The organism is Pseudomonas sp. LH21 (assembly GCF_036549575.1).
Classification (GTDB): Bacteria; Pseudomonadota; Gammaproteobacteria; order Pseudomonadales; family Pseudomonadaceae; genus Aquipseudomonas; species Aquipseudomonas peradeniyensis.
Window position 1 is genome coordinate 1,138,062 of sequence record NZ_CP144367.1, and the last position, 16,737, is coordinate 1,154,798.

At 65.3% G+C, this 16,737-nt stretch carries 14 protein-coding genes; 12 read left to right on the forward strand and 2 right to left on the reverse strand.

Annotated features, from left to right (window positions below; genetic code table 11):
- Positions 1-26: 26 nt before the first annotated feature.
- The 9 genes from VUG52_RS05370 to VUG52_RS05410 all read left to right on the forward strand — a co-directional run bounded on the left by VUG52_RS05370 (position 27) and on the right by VUG52_RS05410 (position 10,526).
- Positions 27-722: a response regulator gene (locus VUG52_RS05370; RefSeq protein WP_267967174.1), complete on the forward strand. Its 696-nt coding sequence runs from the start codon at positions 27-29 to the stop codon at positions 720-722.
- Positions 706-2,160, forward strand: coding sequence for an ATP-binding protein (locus VUG52_RS05375; RefSeq protein ID WP_050704140.1), 1,455 nt, complete (start codon positions 706-708; stop codon positions 2,158-2,160). Before VUG52_RS05370 ends, VUG52_RS05375 begins: the two co-directional genes overlap by 17 nt.
- A 179-nt stretch (positions 2,161-2,339) precedes the next feature.
- Positions 2,340-3,557 (forward strand): D-mannose isomerase, encoded by a 1,218-nt coding sequence (locus VUG52_RS05380; RefSeq protein ID WP_052896246.1) that lies wholly within the window; start codon positions 2,340-2,342, stop codon positions 3,555-3,557.
- A gap of 115 nt (positions 3,558-3,672) precedes the next feature.
- On the forward strand, positions 3,673-4,959 hold the full coding sequence (locus tag VUG52_RS05385) for an ABC transporter substrate-binding protein (RefSeq protein WP_331832523.1): 1,287 nt from the start codon (positions 3,673-3,675) through the stop codon (positions 4,957-4,959).
- 168 nt (positions 4,960-5,127) lie between these two features.
- Entirely contained in the window at positions 5,128-6,036 is a 909-nt protein-coding gene (locus VUG52_RS05390) for a carbohydrate ABC transporter permease (protein WP_050704143.1), read from the forward strand.
- Positions 6,029-6,874, forward strand: a complete 846-nt coding sequence (locus VUG52_RS05395) for a carbohydrate ABC transporter permease (protein WP_262952362.1) — start codon at positions 6,029-6,031, stop codon at positions 6,872-6,874. Before VUG52_RS05390 ends, VUG52_RS05395 begins: the two co-directional genes overlap by 8 nt.
- A 3-nt stretch (positions 6,875-6,877) precedes the next feature.
- The gene (locus VUG52_RS05400; RefSeq protein WP_050704145.1) at positions 6,878-8,026 is read left to right on the forward strand and encodes an ABC transporter ATP-binding protein; all 1,149 of its coding nucleotides are present in this window, start codon (positions 6,878-6,880) and stop codon (positions 8,024-8,026) included.
- A 183-nt stretch (positions 8,027-8,209) separates the two neighbouring features.
- Positions 8,210-9,553: a carbohydrate porin gene (locus VUG52_RS05405; protein ID WP_331832525.1), complete on the forward strand. Its 1,344-nt coding sequence runs from the start codon at positions 8,210-8,212 to the stop codon at positions 9,551-9,553.
- A gap of 118 nt (positions 9,554-9,671) precedes the next feature.
- Entirely contained in the window at positions 9,672-10,526 is an 855-nt protein-coding gene (locus VUG52_RS05410; RefSeq protein ID WP_050704147.1) for a D-hexose-6-phosphate mutarotase, read from the forward strand.
- Here the strand turns inward: VUG52_RS05410 and hexR are convergent.
- Complete coding sequence (gene hexR, locus VUG52_RS05415; protein WP_172402443.1) at positions 10,519-11,382, reverse strand: DNA-binding transcriptional regulator HexR; 864 nt, start codon at positions 11,380-11,382, stop codon at positions 10,519-10,521. The genes VUG52_RS05410 and hexR overlap by 8 nt on opposite strands.
- Positions 11,383-11,573: 191 nt before the next feature.
- Between hexR and zwf the strand changes: the two genes are divergently transcribed.
- The 3 genes from zwf to VUG52_RS05430 are packed head-to-tail and all read left to right on the forward strand — an operon-like array spanning position 11,574 to position 14,435.
- Positions 11,574-13,043 carry a glucose-6-phosphate dehydrogenase gene (zwf, locus tag VUG52_RS05420; RefSeq protein ID WP_186734093.1) on the forward strand — a complete coding sequence of 490 codons (1,470 nt, stop codon included), beginning with the start codon at positions 11,574-11,576 and terminating at the stop codon, positions 13,041-13,043.
- A complete protein-coding gene (gene pgl, locus VUG52_RS05425) occupies positions 13,030-13,743 on the forward strand; it encodes a 6-phosphogluconolactonase (protein ID WP_262952361.1) in 714 nt (237 codons plus the stop codon). The genes zwf and pgl overlap by 14 nt, the downstream gene beginning before the upstream one ends.
- A 17-nt stretch (positions 13,744-13,760) precedes the next feature.
- Positions 13,761-14,435, forward strand: a complete 675-nt coding sequence (locus tag VUG52_RS05430) for a bifunctional 4-hydroxy-2-oxoglutarate aldolase/2-dehydro-3-deoxy-phosphogluconate aldolase (RefSeq protein WP_050704151.1) — start codon at positions 13,761-13,763, stop codon at positions 14,433-14,435.
- Between the two features lie 219 nt (positions 14,436-14,654).
- Here the strand turns inward: VUG52_RS05430 and leuA are convergent, their stop codons facing one another.
- On the reverse strand, positions 14,655-16,328 hold the full coding sequence (leuA, locus tag VUG52_RS05435; protein ID WP_186713889.1) for a 2-isopropylmalate synthase: 1,674 nt from the start codon (positions 16,326-16,328) through the stop codon (positions 14,655-14,657).
- Positions 16,329-16,737 lie beyond the last annotated feature (409 nt).

Genomic DNA, 16,737 nt, shown 5'->3' on the forward strand with positions numbered 1-16,737 from the left:
TGACCACTGCCGGCAAATCGATCCTGATGGTCGACGACGACCAGGACATCCGCGAACTGTTGCAGACCTACCTTGCCCGCTGCGGCCTGCAGGTCCATGCCGAACCTGATGGCCAGGGCTTTCGCCGCGCCCTGGACGCCAACCCCTATGACCTGGTGATCCTCGACGTGATGCTGCCCGACGAGGATGGCTTCAGCCTGTGCCGCTGGGTCCGCCAGCACCCGCGCCAGGCGCGGGTGCCGATCATCATGCTGACCGCCAGCTCCGACGAGGCCGACCGGGTCATCGGCCTGGAGCTGGGCGCCGACGACTACCTCGGTAAGCCCTTCAGCCCGCGTGAGCTGCAAGCCCGCATCAAGGCCCTGCTGCGCCGCGCCGATTTCGGCCAGGCGGCGCCGGCCAGCGCGGTGCTGGCCTTCGACGACTGGCGCCTGGACACGATCAGCCATCGCCTGTTCCACCGCGATGGCGAGGAGGTGATCCTCTCCGGCGCCGACTTCGCCCTGCTCAAGCTGTTCCTCGACCACCCGCAGCAGATCCTCGACCGCGACACCATCGGCAACGCCACCCGCGGGCGCGAGCCGATGCCGCTGGACCGTATCGTCGACATGGCGGTCAGCCGCCTGCGTCAGCGCCTGCGCGACACGGAAAAACCCCCTCGGCTGATCCGCACCGTGCGCGGCAGCGGCTACCTGCTGGCGGCCAATGTCTGCCCGGCCTAGCGAGCGCCGCTGGCGCCTGCTGCCGCGCTCGCTGCTGGGACGCATGCTGCTGCTGACCTTGCTGGTGGTGTTGCTGGCCCAGGGGCTGTCGAGCCTGATCTGGGTGGCGCAACTGCGCGCCAGCCAGCTGCAGGGCCTGCGTGCCAGTGCTGGCAGCCTGGCCCATTCGATGAGTGCCAGCGTCAGCTACTTCCGTTCGCTGCCGGTGGCCTACCGACCCATGGTCCTCGACCAGTTGCGCAGCATGGGCGGCACGCGCTTCTTCGTCTCGCTCAACGTCAAGCCGCTGGAGATGCCGGTGCTGCCGATCACCCCGCGCAAGCAGGCGGTGATCGACGTGTTCCAGGAGGTGTTGCACGAGCGCCTGGGCCAGCAGCTGGAGATCTCCGTCGAATTCGTCAGCCCCGACGACCTGCGGATCTTCAACAGCGGCCTGAAACTCGATGAGCTGCCCCGTTCCTGGGCGCACTACTCGTTGACCCTGGAGCCGCTCAACCCGCCGGTGCTGGTGACCCAGATCCGCCTGGGCGAGGGCGAGTGGCTGTACATCGCCTCGCTGTTGCCAGAGCCCTACACCAGCCTCGAGGCCGAGCGCCTGCCGCGCCAGCAGATCGGCTTCATCGCCATGACCACCGCCCTGCTGTTGCTGTTCATCGGCCTGTTGGTGCACTGGCAGAGCCGGCCGCTCAAGCGCCTGGCGCGGGCGGCGCGGGAAATGTCGCTGGGCGCCGACGTGGCCCCGGTGGCCGAGGGCGGCGGCAGTGAAGTGGTCGAGGTGGGGCGGGCGTTCAACAGCATGCGCGAGCGCATCAGCCGTTACCTCACCGAGCGCTCCCAGTTGTTCAGCGCCATTTCCCATGACCTGCGCACGCCGATCACGCGCCTGCGCCTGCGGGTCGAGCTGCTCGAGGACGAGAAGCTGCAAGCGAAGTTCAGCCGCGACCTCGACGAGCTGGAGCTGCTGGTCAAAGGGGCGTTGCAGTGCGTGAAGGACACCGACATTCACGAGAACATCGAGCCGATCGACCTCAACCAGGTGCTGGAGATGCTCGCCGAGCCTTACCTCGGTGACGGCCGCATCACCCTCGAGGGACAGGCGCTGGCGCCGTATCCCGGCAAGTCGCTGGCCCTGCGCCGCTGCATCGGCAATCTGATCGATAACGCCATCAAGTACGGCGAGCGGGCGCACCTGCGGATTCTCGACAGTACCGAGAGCTTCGTCCTGCAGGTGGACGACCAGGGGCCGGGGGTGCCGGAGCAGCGCCTGGAGCAGGTGTTCGAGCCGCACTTCCGGCTGGCCGGGCAGCAGCAGGGGTACGGTTTGGGACTGGGGATCGCGCGCAACATCGCCCACAGTCATGGCGGCGAGGTGAGCCTGTTCAACTTGCGTGAGGGTGGACTGCGGGTGACCTTGTACCTGCCGCGTACAGCCGAATGAGCCCTTATCGCGGGGCAAGCCCGCTCCCACGCCAACATGCGCGGCCGGCGTGGGAGCGGGCTTGCCCCGCGATAAAGGCTTCGATGTAACGATGTGGTGACAATCGAGCCAGTCTTCGTGACATGCCAGCCAGGACGGCTGACTAGAATCGGCTGACAACAACAAGGAAGACCATGCCCATGGCCAACCGCTGGATCGACTCCCCGACACACCATGCCTGGCTCGACGCCGAGGCCCTGCGCCTGCTCGCCTTCGCCAGGGCTTCGCGCCTGCCCCAGGGGTTCGGCAACCTCGACGACGAAGGCCGTCTGCCCCGTTGCGCCCTGGCCGAGACCATGAACACCGCGCGCATGACGCATAGCTTCGCCCTGGCGCATATCCAGGGCGTTCCGGGTTGCCGCGAGCTGGTCGAGCATGGCGTCGAGGCCCTGCTGGGCCCGCTGCGCGACCAGGAGCACGACGGCTGGTACGCCCAGCCCGAAGGCCACGGCGACACCGGCAAGGCCGCCTACCTGCATGCCTTCGTCGCCCTTGCCGCCAGCTCGGCGGTGGTGGCGGGTGTCACACAGGCCCAGGCACTGCTGGATGCCGTGCTCCGGGTCATCGAGCAGCACTTCTGGTGCGAGGAGGAGGGCGCCCTGCGCGAGTCGTTCTCCCGCGACTGGCGGCAGGCGGAGACCTACCGTGGAGCCAACAGCAACATGCACGGCGTCGAGGCGTTTCTCGCCCTGGCCGATGTCACCGGCGACGTGCGCTGGCTGGATCGTTCGCTGCGCATCGTGCAGCGTTTGATCCTGGCCCAGGTCGCCGCCGATGGTTTGCGGGTCACCGAGCATTTCGACGAGCACTGGCAGGCATTGCCCGACTACAACCGCGACAACCCCGCCGACGGCTTCCGCCCCTACGGCACCACGCCCGGCCATGCCTTCGAATGGGCACGCCTGGTGCTGCACCTGGAGGCGGCCCTGCAACGGGCGCAACTGCCTGCGCCCGAGTCCTTGCTGCCTGCCGCCAGGGGGCTGTTCGACAGCGCCTGCAAGCATGCCTGGCAGGCCGATGGCACGCCGGGGTTGGTCTACACCCTGGACTGGCGCAACCGCCCGGTGGTGCGCGAGCGCCTGCACTGGGTACATGCCGAGGCCAGCGCCACCGCCGCGGCCCTGTTGCGGCGTACCGGCGAGGCGCAGTACGAACATTGGTATCGCTGCTTCTGGGACTTCATCGCCAGCCACTTCATCGACCGCAGCCACGGCAGTTGGCACCACGAGCTCGATGCGACCTTGCTGCCCAGTGCACGGATCTGGGGCGGCAAGCCCGACCTCTACCACGCCTACCAGGCCCTGCTGCTGCCGCGCCTGCCGCTGGCGCCGAGCCTGGCCACGTCCCTGGCTATGTAACCAGATGATGACATTCGCGCATCCGTTCGTTACCTGACGACGGACGCGGGCTCCTTACACTCCATGCCATGCAAGCGACAGTCTTGCCTCGCATAACAACAATAAAGGTATTCCCATGCATTCGACGCTTCGTCTCGCCGCTGCGATCTCCCTCGCCTCACTCTGCTCGCTCAATGCCCATGCCGCCGAATCCAAAGGCAACGTGGAGGTCGTCCATTGGTGGACCTCCGGTGGTGAAAAAGCTGCCGTCGACGTGCTCAAGGCCCAGGTCGAGAAAGATGGTTTCACCTGGAAGGACGGTGCCGTGGCTGGTGGTGGTGGCGCCACCGCGATGACCGTGCTCAAGAGCCGCGCGGTGGCAGGCAACCCGCCCGCCGTGGCCCAGATCAAAGGACCGGATATCCAGGACTGGGCCGCGACCGGCCTGCTCGACCCTGACGTGCTCAAGGACGTGGCCAAAACGGAGAAGTGGGACAGCCTGCTCGACAAAAAGGTCGCCGACACCGTCAAGTACGACGGCGACTACGTGGCCGTGCCGGTGAACATCCACCGCATCAACTGGTTGTGGATCAACCCCGAAGTGTTCAAGAAGGCCGGCATCGACAAGGCGCCGACCACCCTCGAAGAATTCTATGCCGCCGGCGACAAGCTCAAGGCCGCCGGCTTCATCCCGCTGGCCCACGGCGGCCAGCCGTGGCAGGACAGCACCGTGTTCGAGAGCGTGGTGCTCTCGGTAATGGGCGTAGAAGGCTACAAGAAAGCGCTGGTCGAACTGGACGAAAAGGCCCTGACCGGCCCCGAGATGGTCAAGGCGCTCACCGAGCTGAAGAAGGTCGCCACCTACATGGACCCTGACGGCAAGGGCCAGGACTGGAACCTGGAGGCGGCCAAGGTCATCAACGGCAAGGCCGGCATGCAGATCATGGGCGACTGGGCCAAGAGCGAATGGACCCTGGCCAAGAAGACCGCCGGCAAGGACTACCAGTGCGTGGCCTTCCCCGGCACCGACCAGGCCTTCCTCTACAACATCGACTCGCTGGTGGTGTTCAAGCAGAAGGACAAGGGCACCGCGGCGGGCCAGCAGGACATTGCCCGCAAGGTGCTGGGCGAGGACTTCCAGAAGGTCTTCAGCATCAACAAGGGCTCGATCCCGGTGCGTAACGACATGCTCGCCGACATGGGCAAGCATGGCTTCGACAGCTGCGCCCAGACCGCGGCCAAGGACTTCCTGGCCGACGCCAAGACCGGCGGCCTGCAACCGAGCATGGCGCACAACATGGCCACCACGCTGGCGGTGCAGGGGGCGTTCTTCGATGTGGTGACCAACTACATCAACGATCCGAAGGCCGATCCTGCGGATGCGGCGAAGAAGCTGGCCGCCGCAGTCAACGCCGCCAAGTAGTCAGGCGCCTGTGTAGGAGCGGCCTCGTGCCGCGAAAGGGCCGCATAGCGGCCCCTGGCCTCTCCAGTTGTTGCCGGGGCCGCGCTGCGGCCCTTTCCGGCCGGTCCGGCGCCCCGGCAAGGCCGCTCCTACACGGTTATCTGCCTTTCTCGAAACGAGATCTGAACCATGACCACAGCAACTGCCCGCCTGCGGGCCTCCCCCCTGGACGCGCTGCAGCGCTGGCTACCGAAGCTGGTGCTGGCGCCGAGCATGTTCATCGTCCTGGTGGGCTTCTACGGCTATATCCTGTGGACCTTCGTCCTCTCGTTCACCACCTCGACCTTCCTGCCCACCTACAAGTGGGCGGGCCTGGCGCAGTACGCCCGGCTGTTCGACAACGACCGCTGGTGGGTGGCGAGCAAGAACCTGCTGCTGTTCGGCGGCCTGTTCATCGGCATCACCCTGGCCATCGGCGTGTTCCTCGCCGTGCTGCTCGACCAGCGCATCCGCCGCGAAGGTTTCATCCGCACCATCTACCTGTACCCCATGGCCCTGTCGATGATCGTCACCGGCACCGCCTGGAAGTGGCTGCTCAACCCCGGCATGGGCCTGGACAAGCTGCTGCGCGACTGGGGCTGGGAAGGCTTTCGCCTGGACTGGCTGATCGACCCCGACCGCGTGGTCTACTGCCTGGTGATCGCCGCCGTGTGGCAGGCCTCGGGCTTCATCATGGCGATGTTCCTCGCCGGCCTGCGCGGTGTCGACCAGTCGATCATCCGCGCCGCCCAGCTCGATGGCGCCAGCCTGCCACGCATCTACTGGACCGTGGTGCTGCCCAGCCTGCGCCCGGTGTTCTTCAGCTCGCTGATGATCCTTTCGCACATCGCCATCAAGAGCTTCGACCTGGTGGCGGCGATGACTGCCGGCGGCCCTGGCTATTCCTCGGACCTGCCGGCCATGTTCATGTACTCGTTCACCTTCAGTCGCGGGCAGATGGGCATGGGCTCGGCCAGCGCGATCCTGATGCTCGGCGCGATCCTGGCGATCCTGGTGCCGTACCTGTATTCCGAATTGCGGGGCAAACGCCATGACTAGCCTGACCGACAAACCCGCACTGAACCTCAGCCGTATCGCCATCCACGCCGTGCTGCTGCTGGCCGTGCTGCTGTACCTGGTGCCGTTGGTGGTGATGCTGCTGACCAGCTTCAAGACCCCCGAGGACATCGGCAGCGGCAACCTGCTGAGCTGGCCGACTGCGTTCACCGCCATTGGCTGGAGCAAGGCGTGGACCACGGTCAGCGGCTACTTCGTCAACTCGATCCTGATCACTGTGCCTGCGGTGCTGATCTCCACCGCGATTGGCGCGCTCAATGGCTATGTGCTGTCGATGTGGCGCTTCCGTGGGTCGCAACTGTTCTTCGGCCTGCTGCTGTTCGGCTGCTTCCTGCCGTTCCAGACCGTGCTGCTGCCGGCCTCGTTCACCCTCGGCAAGCTGGGCCTGGCCAGTACCACCAGCGGGCTGGTGCTGGTGCACGTGGTGTACGGCCTGGCCTTCACCACGCTGTTCTTTCGCAACTACTACGTGAGCATCCCCGATGCCCTGGTCAAGGCCGCGCGCCTGGACGGCGCCGGGTTCTTCACCATCTTCGGGCGGATCATCCTGCCGATGTCGACGCCGATCATCATGGTCTGCCTGATCTGGCAGTTCACCCAGATCTGGAACGACTTCCTGTTCGGCGTGGTGTTCTCCAGCGGCGACTCGCAACCGATCACCGTGGCCCTCAACAACCTGGTCAACACCAGCACCGGGGCCAAGGAATACAACGTCGACATGGCCGCGGCGATGATCGCCGGGCTGCCGACGCTGCTGGTCTACGTGGTCGCGGGCAAGTATTTCGTGCGCGGGCTGACCGCCGGCGCGGTCAAGGGGTAAGTCATGGCAACACTCGAACTTCGCAATGTGCACAAGACCTACGGTGTGGGCCTGCCGGACACGCTCAAGGATATCCAGCTGGCAATCAAGGACGGCGAGTTCCTGATTCTGGTCGGCCCCTCGGGCTGCGGCAAGTCGACACTGATGAACTGCATCGCTGGCCTTGAGAGCATCAGCGGCGGGGCGATCCTCATCGACGATGAGGACGTCAGTGGCATGAGCCCCAAGGACCGCGACATCGCCATGGTGTTTCAGTCCTACGCGCTGTACCCGACCATGAACGTGCGCGACAACATCGCCTTCGGCCTGAAGATCCGCAAGATGCCCCAGGCCGCTATTGACGAAGAGGTGGCGCGAGTCGCCAAGCTGCTGCAGATCGAGCACCTGCTCGAGCGTAAACCGGGGCAGCTGTCCGGCGGCCAGCAACAGCGCGTGGCCATGGGCCGGGCGCTGGCGCGGCGGCCGAAGATCTACCTGTTCGACGAGCCGCTGTCGAACCTCGACGCCAAGCTGCGGGTGGAGATGCGCACCGAGATCAAGCTGATGCACCAGCGCCTGAAAACCACCACGGTGTATGTCACCCACGACCAGATCGAGGCGATGACGCTCGGTGACAAGGTAGCGGTGATGAAGGACGGCATCATCCAGCAATTCGGCACGCCGCAGCAGATCTACAACGATCCGGCCAACCTGTTCGTCGCCAGCTTCATCGGCTCGCCGCCGATGAACTTCATCCCGGTGCGCCTGACCCGGCAGGACGGGCGCGTGCTGGCGCTGCTCGACAGCGGCCAGGCGCGTTGCGAGCTGCCGCTGGGCGCGGCGGCAGACGAGCTGGAAGGCCGCGAGATCATCCTCGGCGTGCGCCCGGAGCAGATCACCCTGGGCGCGGAGCAGGGCAATGGCCTGCCGGGCATCCGCGCCGAAGTGCAGGTCACCGAACCTACCGGGCCGGACTTGCTGGTGTTCGTCACCCTCAACCAGACCAAGGTCTGCTGCCGCCTGGCGCCGGATGTGGCATGCCGGGTCGGCGACAGCCTCAACCTGCAGTTCGACCCGGCGCGAGTGCTGCTGTTCGACGCCGGCAGCGGCGAACGCCTGGACCTTGCCGCCACCGCAGTAAAGGACAACGTGACGCGTTTCAAAGGCCGCTAAACCGGACACGGTCCCTGTAGGAGCGGCCTTGCGCCGCGAAAGGGCTGCGAAGCGGCCCCAGGGTCTTGGCATCCTTCAGGATTGCTGGGGCTGCTATGCAGCCCTTTCGCGGCACAAGGCCGCTCCTACAGACGAACGCCGTTAAACCGTTCTGTTAATAACAAGAAAAGAGGACGCAAAGGGATGGAACATCGCAATCGCATCAGGACGCTGGGCTCACTGGCACTGCTGGCCGTGGTCGGCAGCAGCGGGGCCCAGGCCGCCGAGGCTTTCTCGTCGGAATCGAAATGGATGACCGGCGACTGGAGCGGCACCCGCACCGAGTTGCTGGAGAAGGGCTACGACTTCACCCTCGACTACGTCGGCGAGGTGGCCGGCAACCTTAACGGCGGCTACAACGACGACAAGACCGCGCGCTACAGCGACCAGTTCGCCCTGGGCGCGCACCTGGACCTGGAGAAGATCTTCGGCTGGAAGGACACCGAGTTCAAACTGGCGATCACCGAGCGTAGCGGCCGCAACCTGTCCAACGACCGCATCAGCGACCCGCGCGCCGGGCAGTTCAGCTCGGTGCAGGAGGTCTGGGGCCGGGGCCAGACCTGGCGCCTGACCCAGATGTGGATCAAGCAGAAGTACTTCGACGGCGCGCTGGACGTGAAATTCGGCCGCTTCGGCGAGGGCGAGGACTTCAACAGCTTCCCCTGTGACTTCCAGAACCTGGCGTTCTGCGGCTCGCAGGTGGGCAACTGGGTCGGCGGCATCTGGTACAACTGGCCGGTCAGCCAGTGGGCGTTGCGGGTCAAGTACAACATCACCCCGGAATTCTTCGTCCAGGTCGGCGCCTACGAGCAGAACCCGTCGAACCTTGAGACCGGCAACGGCTTCAAGCTCAGCGGCAGCGGCACCAAGGGCGCGATCCTGCCGGTGGAGGCGGTGTGGTCGCCGAAGGTCAACGGCCTGCCGGGCGAGTACCGCCTGGGCTACTACTACAGCACCGCCAAGGCCGACGACGTCTACGACGACATCAACGGCAACCCGCAGGCGCTGACCGGCGCGGCGTTCAAGTCGCACTCCAGCAAGCACGGCTGGTGGGTGGTGGCGCAGCAGCAGGTCACCGCCCATGCCGGCGACGTCAATCGTGGCCTGAGCCTGTTCGCCAACTTCACCGTGCACGACAAGGCCACCAACGTGGTCGACAACTACCAGCAGGTCGGCCTGGTCTACAAGGGCGCCTTCGACGCCCGGCCCAAGGACGACATCGGCTTCGGCATCGCCCGCATCCACGTCAACGACGACGTGAAGAAGCGCGCCGAGCTGCTCAATGCCCAGAGCGGTATCAACGACTACGACAACCCGGGCTTCGCGCCGTTGCAGCGCACCGAGTACAACGCCGAGCTCTACTACGGCTTCCACGTCACCAACTGGCTGACCGTGCGCCCGAACCTGCAGTACATCAAGAGCCCGGGCGGTGTGGACGAGGTGGATAACGCGCTGGTCGCGGGGTTGAAGATTCAGTCGTCATTCTGAGAAAAATTGTTGTAAATTTACGCCATCCATCTCGACCTCCCGCTAACCACTGGCCAGCAGTGGTTAGCGGGCACGGGGCGAGACAGCGCTATCTCGAACAACAAAAGAGCTCGGAACCATGCCTGAACATCCGCTACATCGCTTCTTCACCTCGCAACGGCCCAGGCCGACCTTCGAGTGGGAGCGTTACCAGCAGCGCGATGTGCTGATCATCGACCACCCACGCTGCCAGGCGGTGTTCAGCCGTCAGGGCGCGCAGCTGCTGCATTTCCAGCCGGCCGGCGAGAAGCCCTGGCTGTGGTGCGCCGAGCAGTGGCCGCAGGTGGGCGCCATCCGTGGGGGCGTGCCGGTATGCTGGCCATGGTATGGCCGTCACCCCAGCGAGGACCTGTGGCCGGCCCACGGCTGGGCGCGCCTGCTGGACTGGAAGCTGGTGGACAGCCTTGAGGACGAGCAGGGCGTGACCCTGAAGTGGCGCCTGGACCTGTGCGACTGGCAGGTCGACCTGCACGCCCGGCTTGGCGCGAGCATGGAGCTGAGCCTCTGCACCGAGCACCAGGACAGCGAGCCCTGCCAGCTGAGTCATGCGCTGCTGGCCTACTGGCGAATCAGCGACGTGTCGAAGATAGCGCTGTCCGGGCTCGAGGATATCCAAGGCTACGATCGCCTCAATCGCCAGGTTTGCCGCGAGGATGGCGCGCTGACCCTCAAGGGCGGCTGCCAGAAGGTCTACCCCGGTACACCCAAGGTGCAGTTGCAGGACCCGGCCTGGCAGCGCGAGCTGTGCATCGACACCGGCGACAGCGACGACACCGTGGTCTGGCACCCGGGCAATCGCCCGTTGATGGGCGTGACCGGGCGCGAATGCCAGGGCTTTGTCTGCGTCGAGGCGGCCAGTGGCAGTGGCGAGGGTCTGAGCCTGGCGCCGGGGGAGCGGGCGCACCTGCGGCTGCAGGCGCACCGGCTCAGTTGAGGTCGTCGTCCTCGATCGGGTAGCGACTGGCGTTGAGGCTTTCCTTGATCTTGCGCAGGTGCGGCTGGAAGTCCACGCCGCGGCGCAGGGTCATGCCGGTAGCCAGCACGTCGAGCACGGTGAGCTGGATGATCCGCGAGGTCATCGGCATGTAGATGTCGGTGTCTTCCGGCAGCGGGATGTGCAGGCTCAGGCTGCAGGCCTGGGCCAGGGGCGAGCCGGCGGCGGTCAGGCCGAGCACCGAGGCGCCGTTTTCCCGGGCCAGGCGGGCCACCTCGACCAGTTCGCGGGTGCGCCCGGTGTAGGAAATGATCACGAACAGATCGCCGGTGTGGGCCACCGAGGCCAGCATGCGCTGCATCAGTACATCGGCATGGGCCGACACCGCGAGGTTGAAGCGGAAGAACTTGTGCTGGGCGTCGAGGGCCACGGGGGCCGAGGCGCCGAGGCCGAAGAAGTGGATCTGCCGGGCCTGGATCATCATGTCAACGGCGCGGCTGACCTGCTGCGGGTCGAGCGCCTGGCAGGCGCTGTCCAGCGAGGCGATGGCGCTGCCGAAGATCTTCTGGGTGTAGGCGGCCGGATCATCGTCGGCCTCCACCGCGCGGCTGACATAGGCGGCGCCGCTGGCCAGGCTCTGCGCCAGCTGCAGCTTGAGCTCGGGGTAGCCGCTGACGCCGAACGAGCGGCAGAAGCGGTTGACCGTCGGTTCGCTGACCTTGGCCGCCTGGGCCAGGGCGGCGATGCTGAAACGGGTGGCCTGTTGCGGGTTGAGCAGGATGACTTCGGCGACTTTGCGTTCGGCCTTGTTCAGCTCGTCGAGGCGGCCCTGGATCTGTTCCAGGAGGTTGCGCACGCGGTCCATGGTGTGTCCTTGGGTCGGGAAGCAGGCTTTTTGCGGTGGCGTGTATCGTACTGTCGGTAAGATTGTCACACCACTTGTCTGTAATGGCTGTATTCAATGTTATGGTTTTTACTACATTAACCCTTGAAAAGCAGGGTTGAAACCGGTATTCCTAGTCCAACATTTATAAAAGAACCAACATCATGGCCGCGATCAGTGTCGAACCCTGCACCTTCGCCCTCTTTGGCGCCTTAGGCGACCTGGCATTGCGCAAGCTGTTTCCCGCGCTCTACCAGCTCGACCGCGCCGACCTCCTGCACCCGGACACCCGCCTGCTGGCCCTGGCCCGCGAGCCGGGCAGCGTGCAGGAACACCTGAACAATATCGAAGCCCATCTGCGCCGCCATGTGCCGGAGGCCGAGATCGATGCCGCTTCCCTGGGGCGCTTCCTCGGGCGCCTGAGCTACCTGCACCTGGACTTCGTCGAACCCGAGGGCTATCAGGCCCTGGCCGAACAGGCGCCGAGCGGGCAGCCGCTGATCGCCTACTTCGCCACGGCGGCGGCGGTCTACGGCGCGATCTGCGAGAACCTCGACAAGGCCGGCCTGGCCTCGCGCACCCGCGTGGTGCTGGAAAAGCCCATCGGCCATGACCTGGAATCGTCGCGCCGGGTCAACGACGCCGTGGCGCGGTTCTTCCCCGAGAGCCGGGTCTACCGCATCGACCACTACCTGGGCAAGGAAACGGTACAGAACCTGATCGCCCTGCGCTTCGCCAACAGCCTGTTCGAAACCCAGTGGAACCAGAATTCCATCTCCCATGTGGAGATCACCGTCGCCGAGAAGGTCGGTATCGAGGGCCGCTGGGGTTACTTCGACAAGGCCGGCCAGCTGCGCGACATGATCCAGAACCACCTGTTGCAGCTGCTCTGCCTGATCGCCATGGACCCGCCCAGCGACCTGTCCGCCGACAGCATCCGCGACGAGAAGGTCAAGGTGCTCAAGGCACTGGCGCCGATCACCGGCGAAGGCCTGAGCACCCATGTGGTGCGCGGCCAGTACATTGCCGGCTTCAGCGACGGCAAGCCGGTGCCGGGCTACCTGGAAGAGGACAACGCCAACGCCCAGAGCGACACCGAGACCTTCGTCGCCCTGCGCGCCGATATCCGCAACTGGCGCTGGTCGGGCGTGCCGTTCTACCTGCGCACCGGCAAGCGCATGCCGCAGAAGCTGTCGCAGATCGTCATCCACTTCAAGGAAACTCCGCACTACATCTTCGCTCCGGAACAGCGTTTGCAGATCGGCAACAAGCTGATCATCCGCCTGCAGCCGGACGAAGGCATTTCGCTGCGGGTGATGACCAAGGAGCAGGGCCTGGACAAGGGTATGCAGCTGCGCAGCGGCCCGCTGCAGCTGAACTTCTCCGACACCTGGCGCAGCGCGCGGATTCCGGACGCCTACGAGCGTCTGTTGCTGGAAGTGATGCGCGGTAACCAGAACCTGTTCGTGCGCAAGGACGAGATCGAATACGCCTGGAAATGGTGCGATCAGCTGATCGCCGGCTGGAAGACCAGCGGCGACGCGCCCAAGCCCTATGCGGCCGGTTCCTGGGGGCCGATGAGCTCGATTGCATTGATCACTCGCGATGGGAGGGCCTGGTATGGCGATATCTGAACTGCAACTGCCGGCGACGGTGAAGGCGCATCAGCTGGCTGATGCGAAAACCCTGGCGGCGACCCTGGCCCATGATGTGGCCGAGCGCCTGCGCCAGGCCATCGCCAGCAAGGGCCAGGCCTGCGTGGTGCTGTCCGGCGGCCGCAGCCCGGTGCCGTTTCTCGAGAAACTGGCGGCAGAGGCGCTGGACTGGTCGAAGGTAACCGTGAGCCTGGCGGACGAGCGCTGGGTGCCGGTGGTGCACGACGACAGCAACGCCGGCCTGCTGTCCCGTCATCTGTTCAAGGGCGGTGCGGCCAAGGCGCGTTTCATCGGCCTGTACCAGAGCGCCGCGACCCTGGAGGCCGCCGCCGAGCAGGCCGACCAGGTGCTCGCCGACCTGCCGCCGATCGATGTGCTGGTGCTGGGCATGGGCGACGACGGCCACACGGCCTCGCTGTTCCCGGCCAGCCCCAACCTGCGCCAGGGTCTGGCCAAGGTCGGCGAGCGTCGCTGCCTGCCGATGCTGGCGCCGAGCGTGCCGCACCAGCGCCTGAGCATGACCCGCGCGCTGCTGGCCAGCGCCGGCTTCATCGCCCTGTCCGTGCAAGGCGCGGGCAAGCTCGCCACCCTGCGTGCCGCCCTGGCGGCCGAAGACCCTACCGAAATGCCGATTCGCGCCTTTCTTCACGACCCCCTGGACATCTACTGGTGCCCATGAGCCAAGGACCCATTGTCATGACCACCCTCGAACGCCCACAGCCTTTGCTCTCGATGGCCGACAAAGCCGCGCGGATCGACGCGATCTGCGACAAGGCGCGCATCCTGCCGGTGATCACCATCGCCCGTGAGGAGGACATCCTGCCCCTGGCCGACGCCCTGGCCGCTGGCGGCATCCGCACCCTGGAAGTGACCCTGCGCTCGCAGCATGGCCTGAAGGCCATCCAGGTGCTGCGCGAGCAGCGCCCCGAGCTGTGCGTCGGCGCCGGTACCGTGCTCGACCGTGGCATGTTCGCCGCCGTCGAGGCCGCGGGCGCGCAGTTCGTCGTCACCCCGGGCATCACCCAGGACATCCTCGAAGCGGGCGTGGACAGCGACATTCCGCTGCTGCCGGGCATCAGCACGCCGTCGGAGATCATGATGGGCTACGCCCTCGGCTACCGTCGCTTCAAGCTGTTCCCGGCGGAGATCAGCGGTGGCGTGGCGGCGATCAAGGCCTTTGCCGGCCCGTTCGGCGACATTCGCTTCTGCCCGACCGGCGGGGTGAACCCGGCCAACGTGCGCAACTACATGGCCCTGCCCAATGTGATGTGCGTGGGTGGCACTTGGATGCTCGACAGCAGCTGGATCAAGAACGGCGACTGGGCGCGGATCGAGGCGTGCAGCGCCGAGGCGATGGCGTTGCTGGACTGACAGATTTCGTTGTGTGCTACACGGCTTGTGGGGCGCTTGGTCGGCGCCCCTTTTTTTTGCCTGAAATGTTTGTAGCGCTTGTGCCGGCCTCTTCGCGGGTAAACCCGCTCCCACAGGCACCGTGCGATCCCTGTGGGAGCGGGTTTACCCGCGAAGAGGCCGGCACAGGCAATAAAAAAGCCCGCATCAAGGATGCGGGCTTCGTTCATCGGCGATGGTTTACGCCGCTTTGGCCTGCTGCTGGCTCAGCGAGCGGTTCAGCGCGCTGAACAGCGCCTTGAAGCTGGCGGTGGTGATGTTCTCGTCGATGCCCACGCCGTGCACCGGACGCCCACCGGCCACGCGCAGCTCGATGTAGGCCGCCGCCTTGGCGTTGGTGCCGGCACCGATGGCGTGCTCGTTGTAGTCCATGATCTCCACGCTGACCGGCAAGCCGGCGACCAGCGCTTCCAGGGCGCCATTGCCTTTACCGTGCCAGTGCAGGGTGGTCTCGCCTTCACCGGAGACTTCCACCTGCACGTGGCTGCTGCCGTTCTCTTCCTGCAGACGGTGGCTGACCAGCGCATACGGTGCATTGGCCTGGAGGTATTCCTTCTGCAGCAGCTTGTAGATCTGCTCGGCGGTCATTTCCAGGCCGAGACGGTCGGTCTCGCCCTGTACCACCTGGCTGAACTCGATCTGCATGCGGCGCGGCAGGCTGATGCCGTACTCCTGCTCGAGCAGGTAGGTGATGCCGCCCTTGCCCGACTGGCTGTTGACGCGGATCACCGCCTCGTAGCTGCGGCCGATGTCGGCCGGGTCGATCGGCAGGTACGGCACTTCCCACAGTTCGCCATCCTGCTGCTTGGCGAAGCCCTTGCGGATGGCGTCCTGGTGCGAGCCGGAGAAGGCGGTGTGGACCAGGTCGCCGACGTACGGGTGACGCGGGTGCACCGGCAGCTGGTTGCACTCCTCGACGACCTTGCGCACGCCGTCGATGTCGGAGAAGTCCAGCTGTGGGTCGATACCTTGGGTGTAGAGGTTCAGCGCCAGGGTCACCAGGTCGACGTTGCCGGTGCGCTCGCCGTTACCGAACAGGCAGCCTTCGGCACGGTCGGCGCCGGCCATCAGGCCCAACTCGGTGGCGGCGATGCCGGTGCCACGGTCGTTGTGGGTGTGCAGGCTGATGATCACGCTGTCGCGACGGTTGATGTTGCGGCAGAACCATTCGATCTGGTCGGCGTAGACGTTCGGCGTGGCAACTTCGACGGTGGCCGGCAGGTTGAGGATGATCTTGTGCTCGGGGGTCGGGTTCCACACTTCGATCACCGCGTCGCACACCTCTTTGGCGAATTCCAGTTCGGTGGCGCTGAAGGTTTCAGGCGAGTACTGGAAGGTCCACTGGGTGTTCGGCTGCTGGGCGGCGTACTTGACGAACAGCTTGGCGGCGTTGACCGCGATGTCCTTCACGCCCTGCTTGTCCTGGTTGAAGACGATGCGGCGGAACGACGGGCAGGTGGCGTTGTACAGGTGCACGATGGCCTTCTTGGCCCCGCGCAGGGACTCGAAGGTACGGGCGATCAGGTCTTCACGGGCCTGGGTCAGCACCTGGATGGTGGTGTCGTCCGGGATGTGGCCGTCTTCGATCAGGGTGCGCACGAAGTCGAAGTCGGTCTGCGAGGCCGACGGGAACGACGCTTCGATCTCCTTCACGCCCACCTGCACCAGGGTCTTCCAGAACCGCAGCTTCTTCTCCGAGTCCATCGGCTCGATCAGCGACTGGTTGCCATCACGCAGGTCGGAACTGCACCAGATCGGTGCCTGGGTGATGGTCTTCGACGGCCAGGTACGGTCGGGCAGGTCGATGGTCGGGAACGCGCGGTATTTCTTCGAAGGGTCTTTGAGCATGGTCATGGAAGCAATCCTTTTTATGTGCGGCCGTGATCGGGCCTGCCAAACGAAAACGAGAGAAAAAGGCGAGGCGACGCGATTCACCCTGGTAGTCGGGCGCTGACCAGGCAGAGGCTGCGGTGTTGTCGGAGCAGGGTGCTGAAGATGTTCATAGGCTCAACCCTAACCAGTGGGTTGGGGGATGGCAAGCACTGCGGGGAAATTGAGAGAAATGCTTAAAAAATGCGATTTCTCGAGATTTTATGGCTGATATTGTTGTTCTTTTCCTTTAATGTTGCGCAGTATTTTTCGATGGCGCAACACAAAGTGATTGATGTTGGCCGTGCCGGCCCCTTCGCGGGTAAACCCGCTCCCACAGGTACGGCGCCATTCCTGTGGGAGCGGGTTTACCCGCGAAGAGGCCGGCCCATAT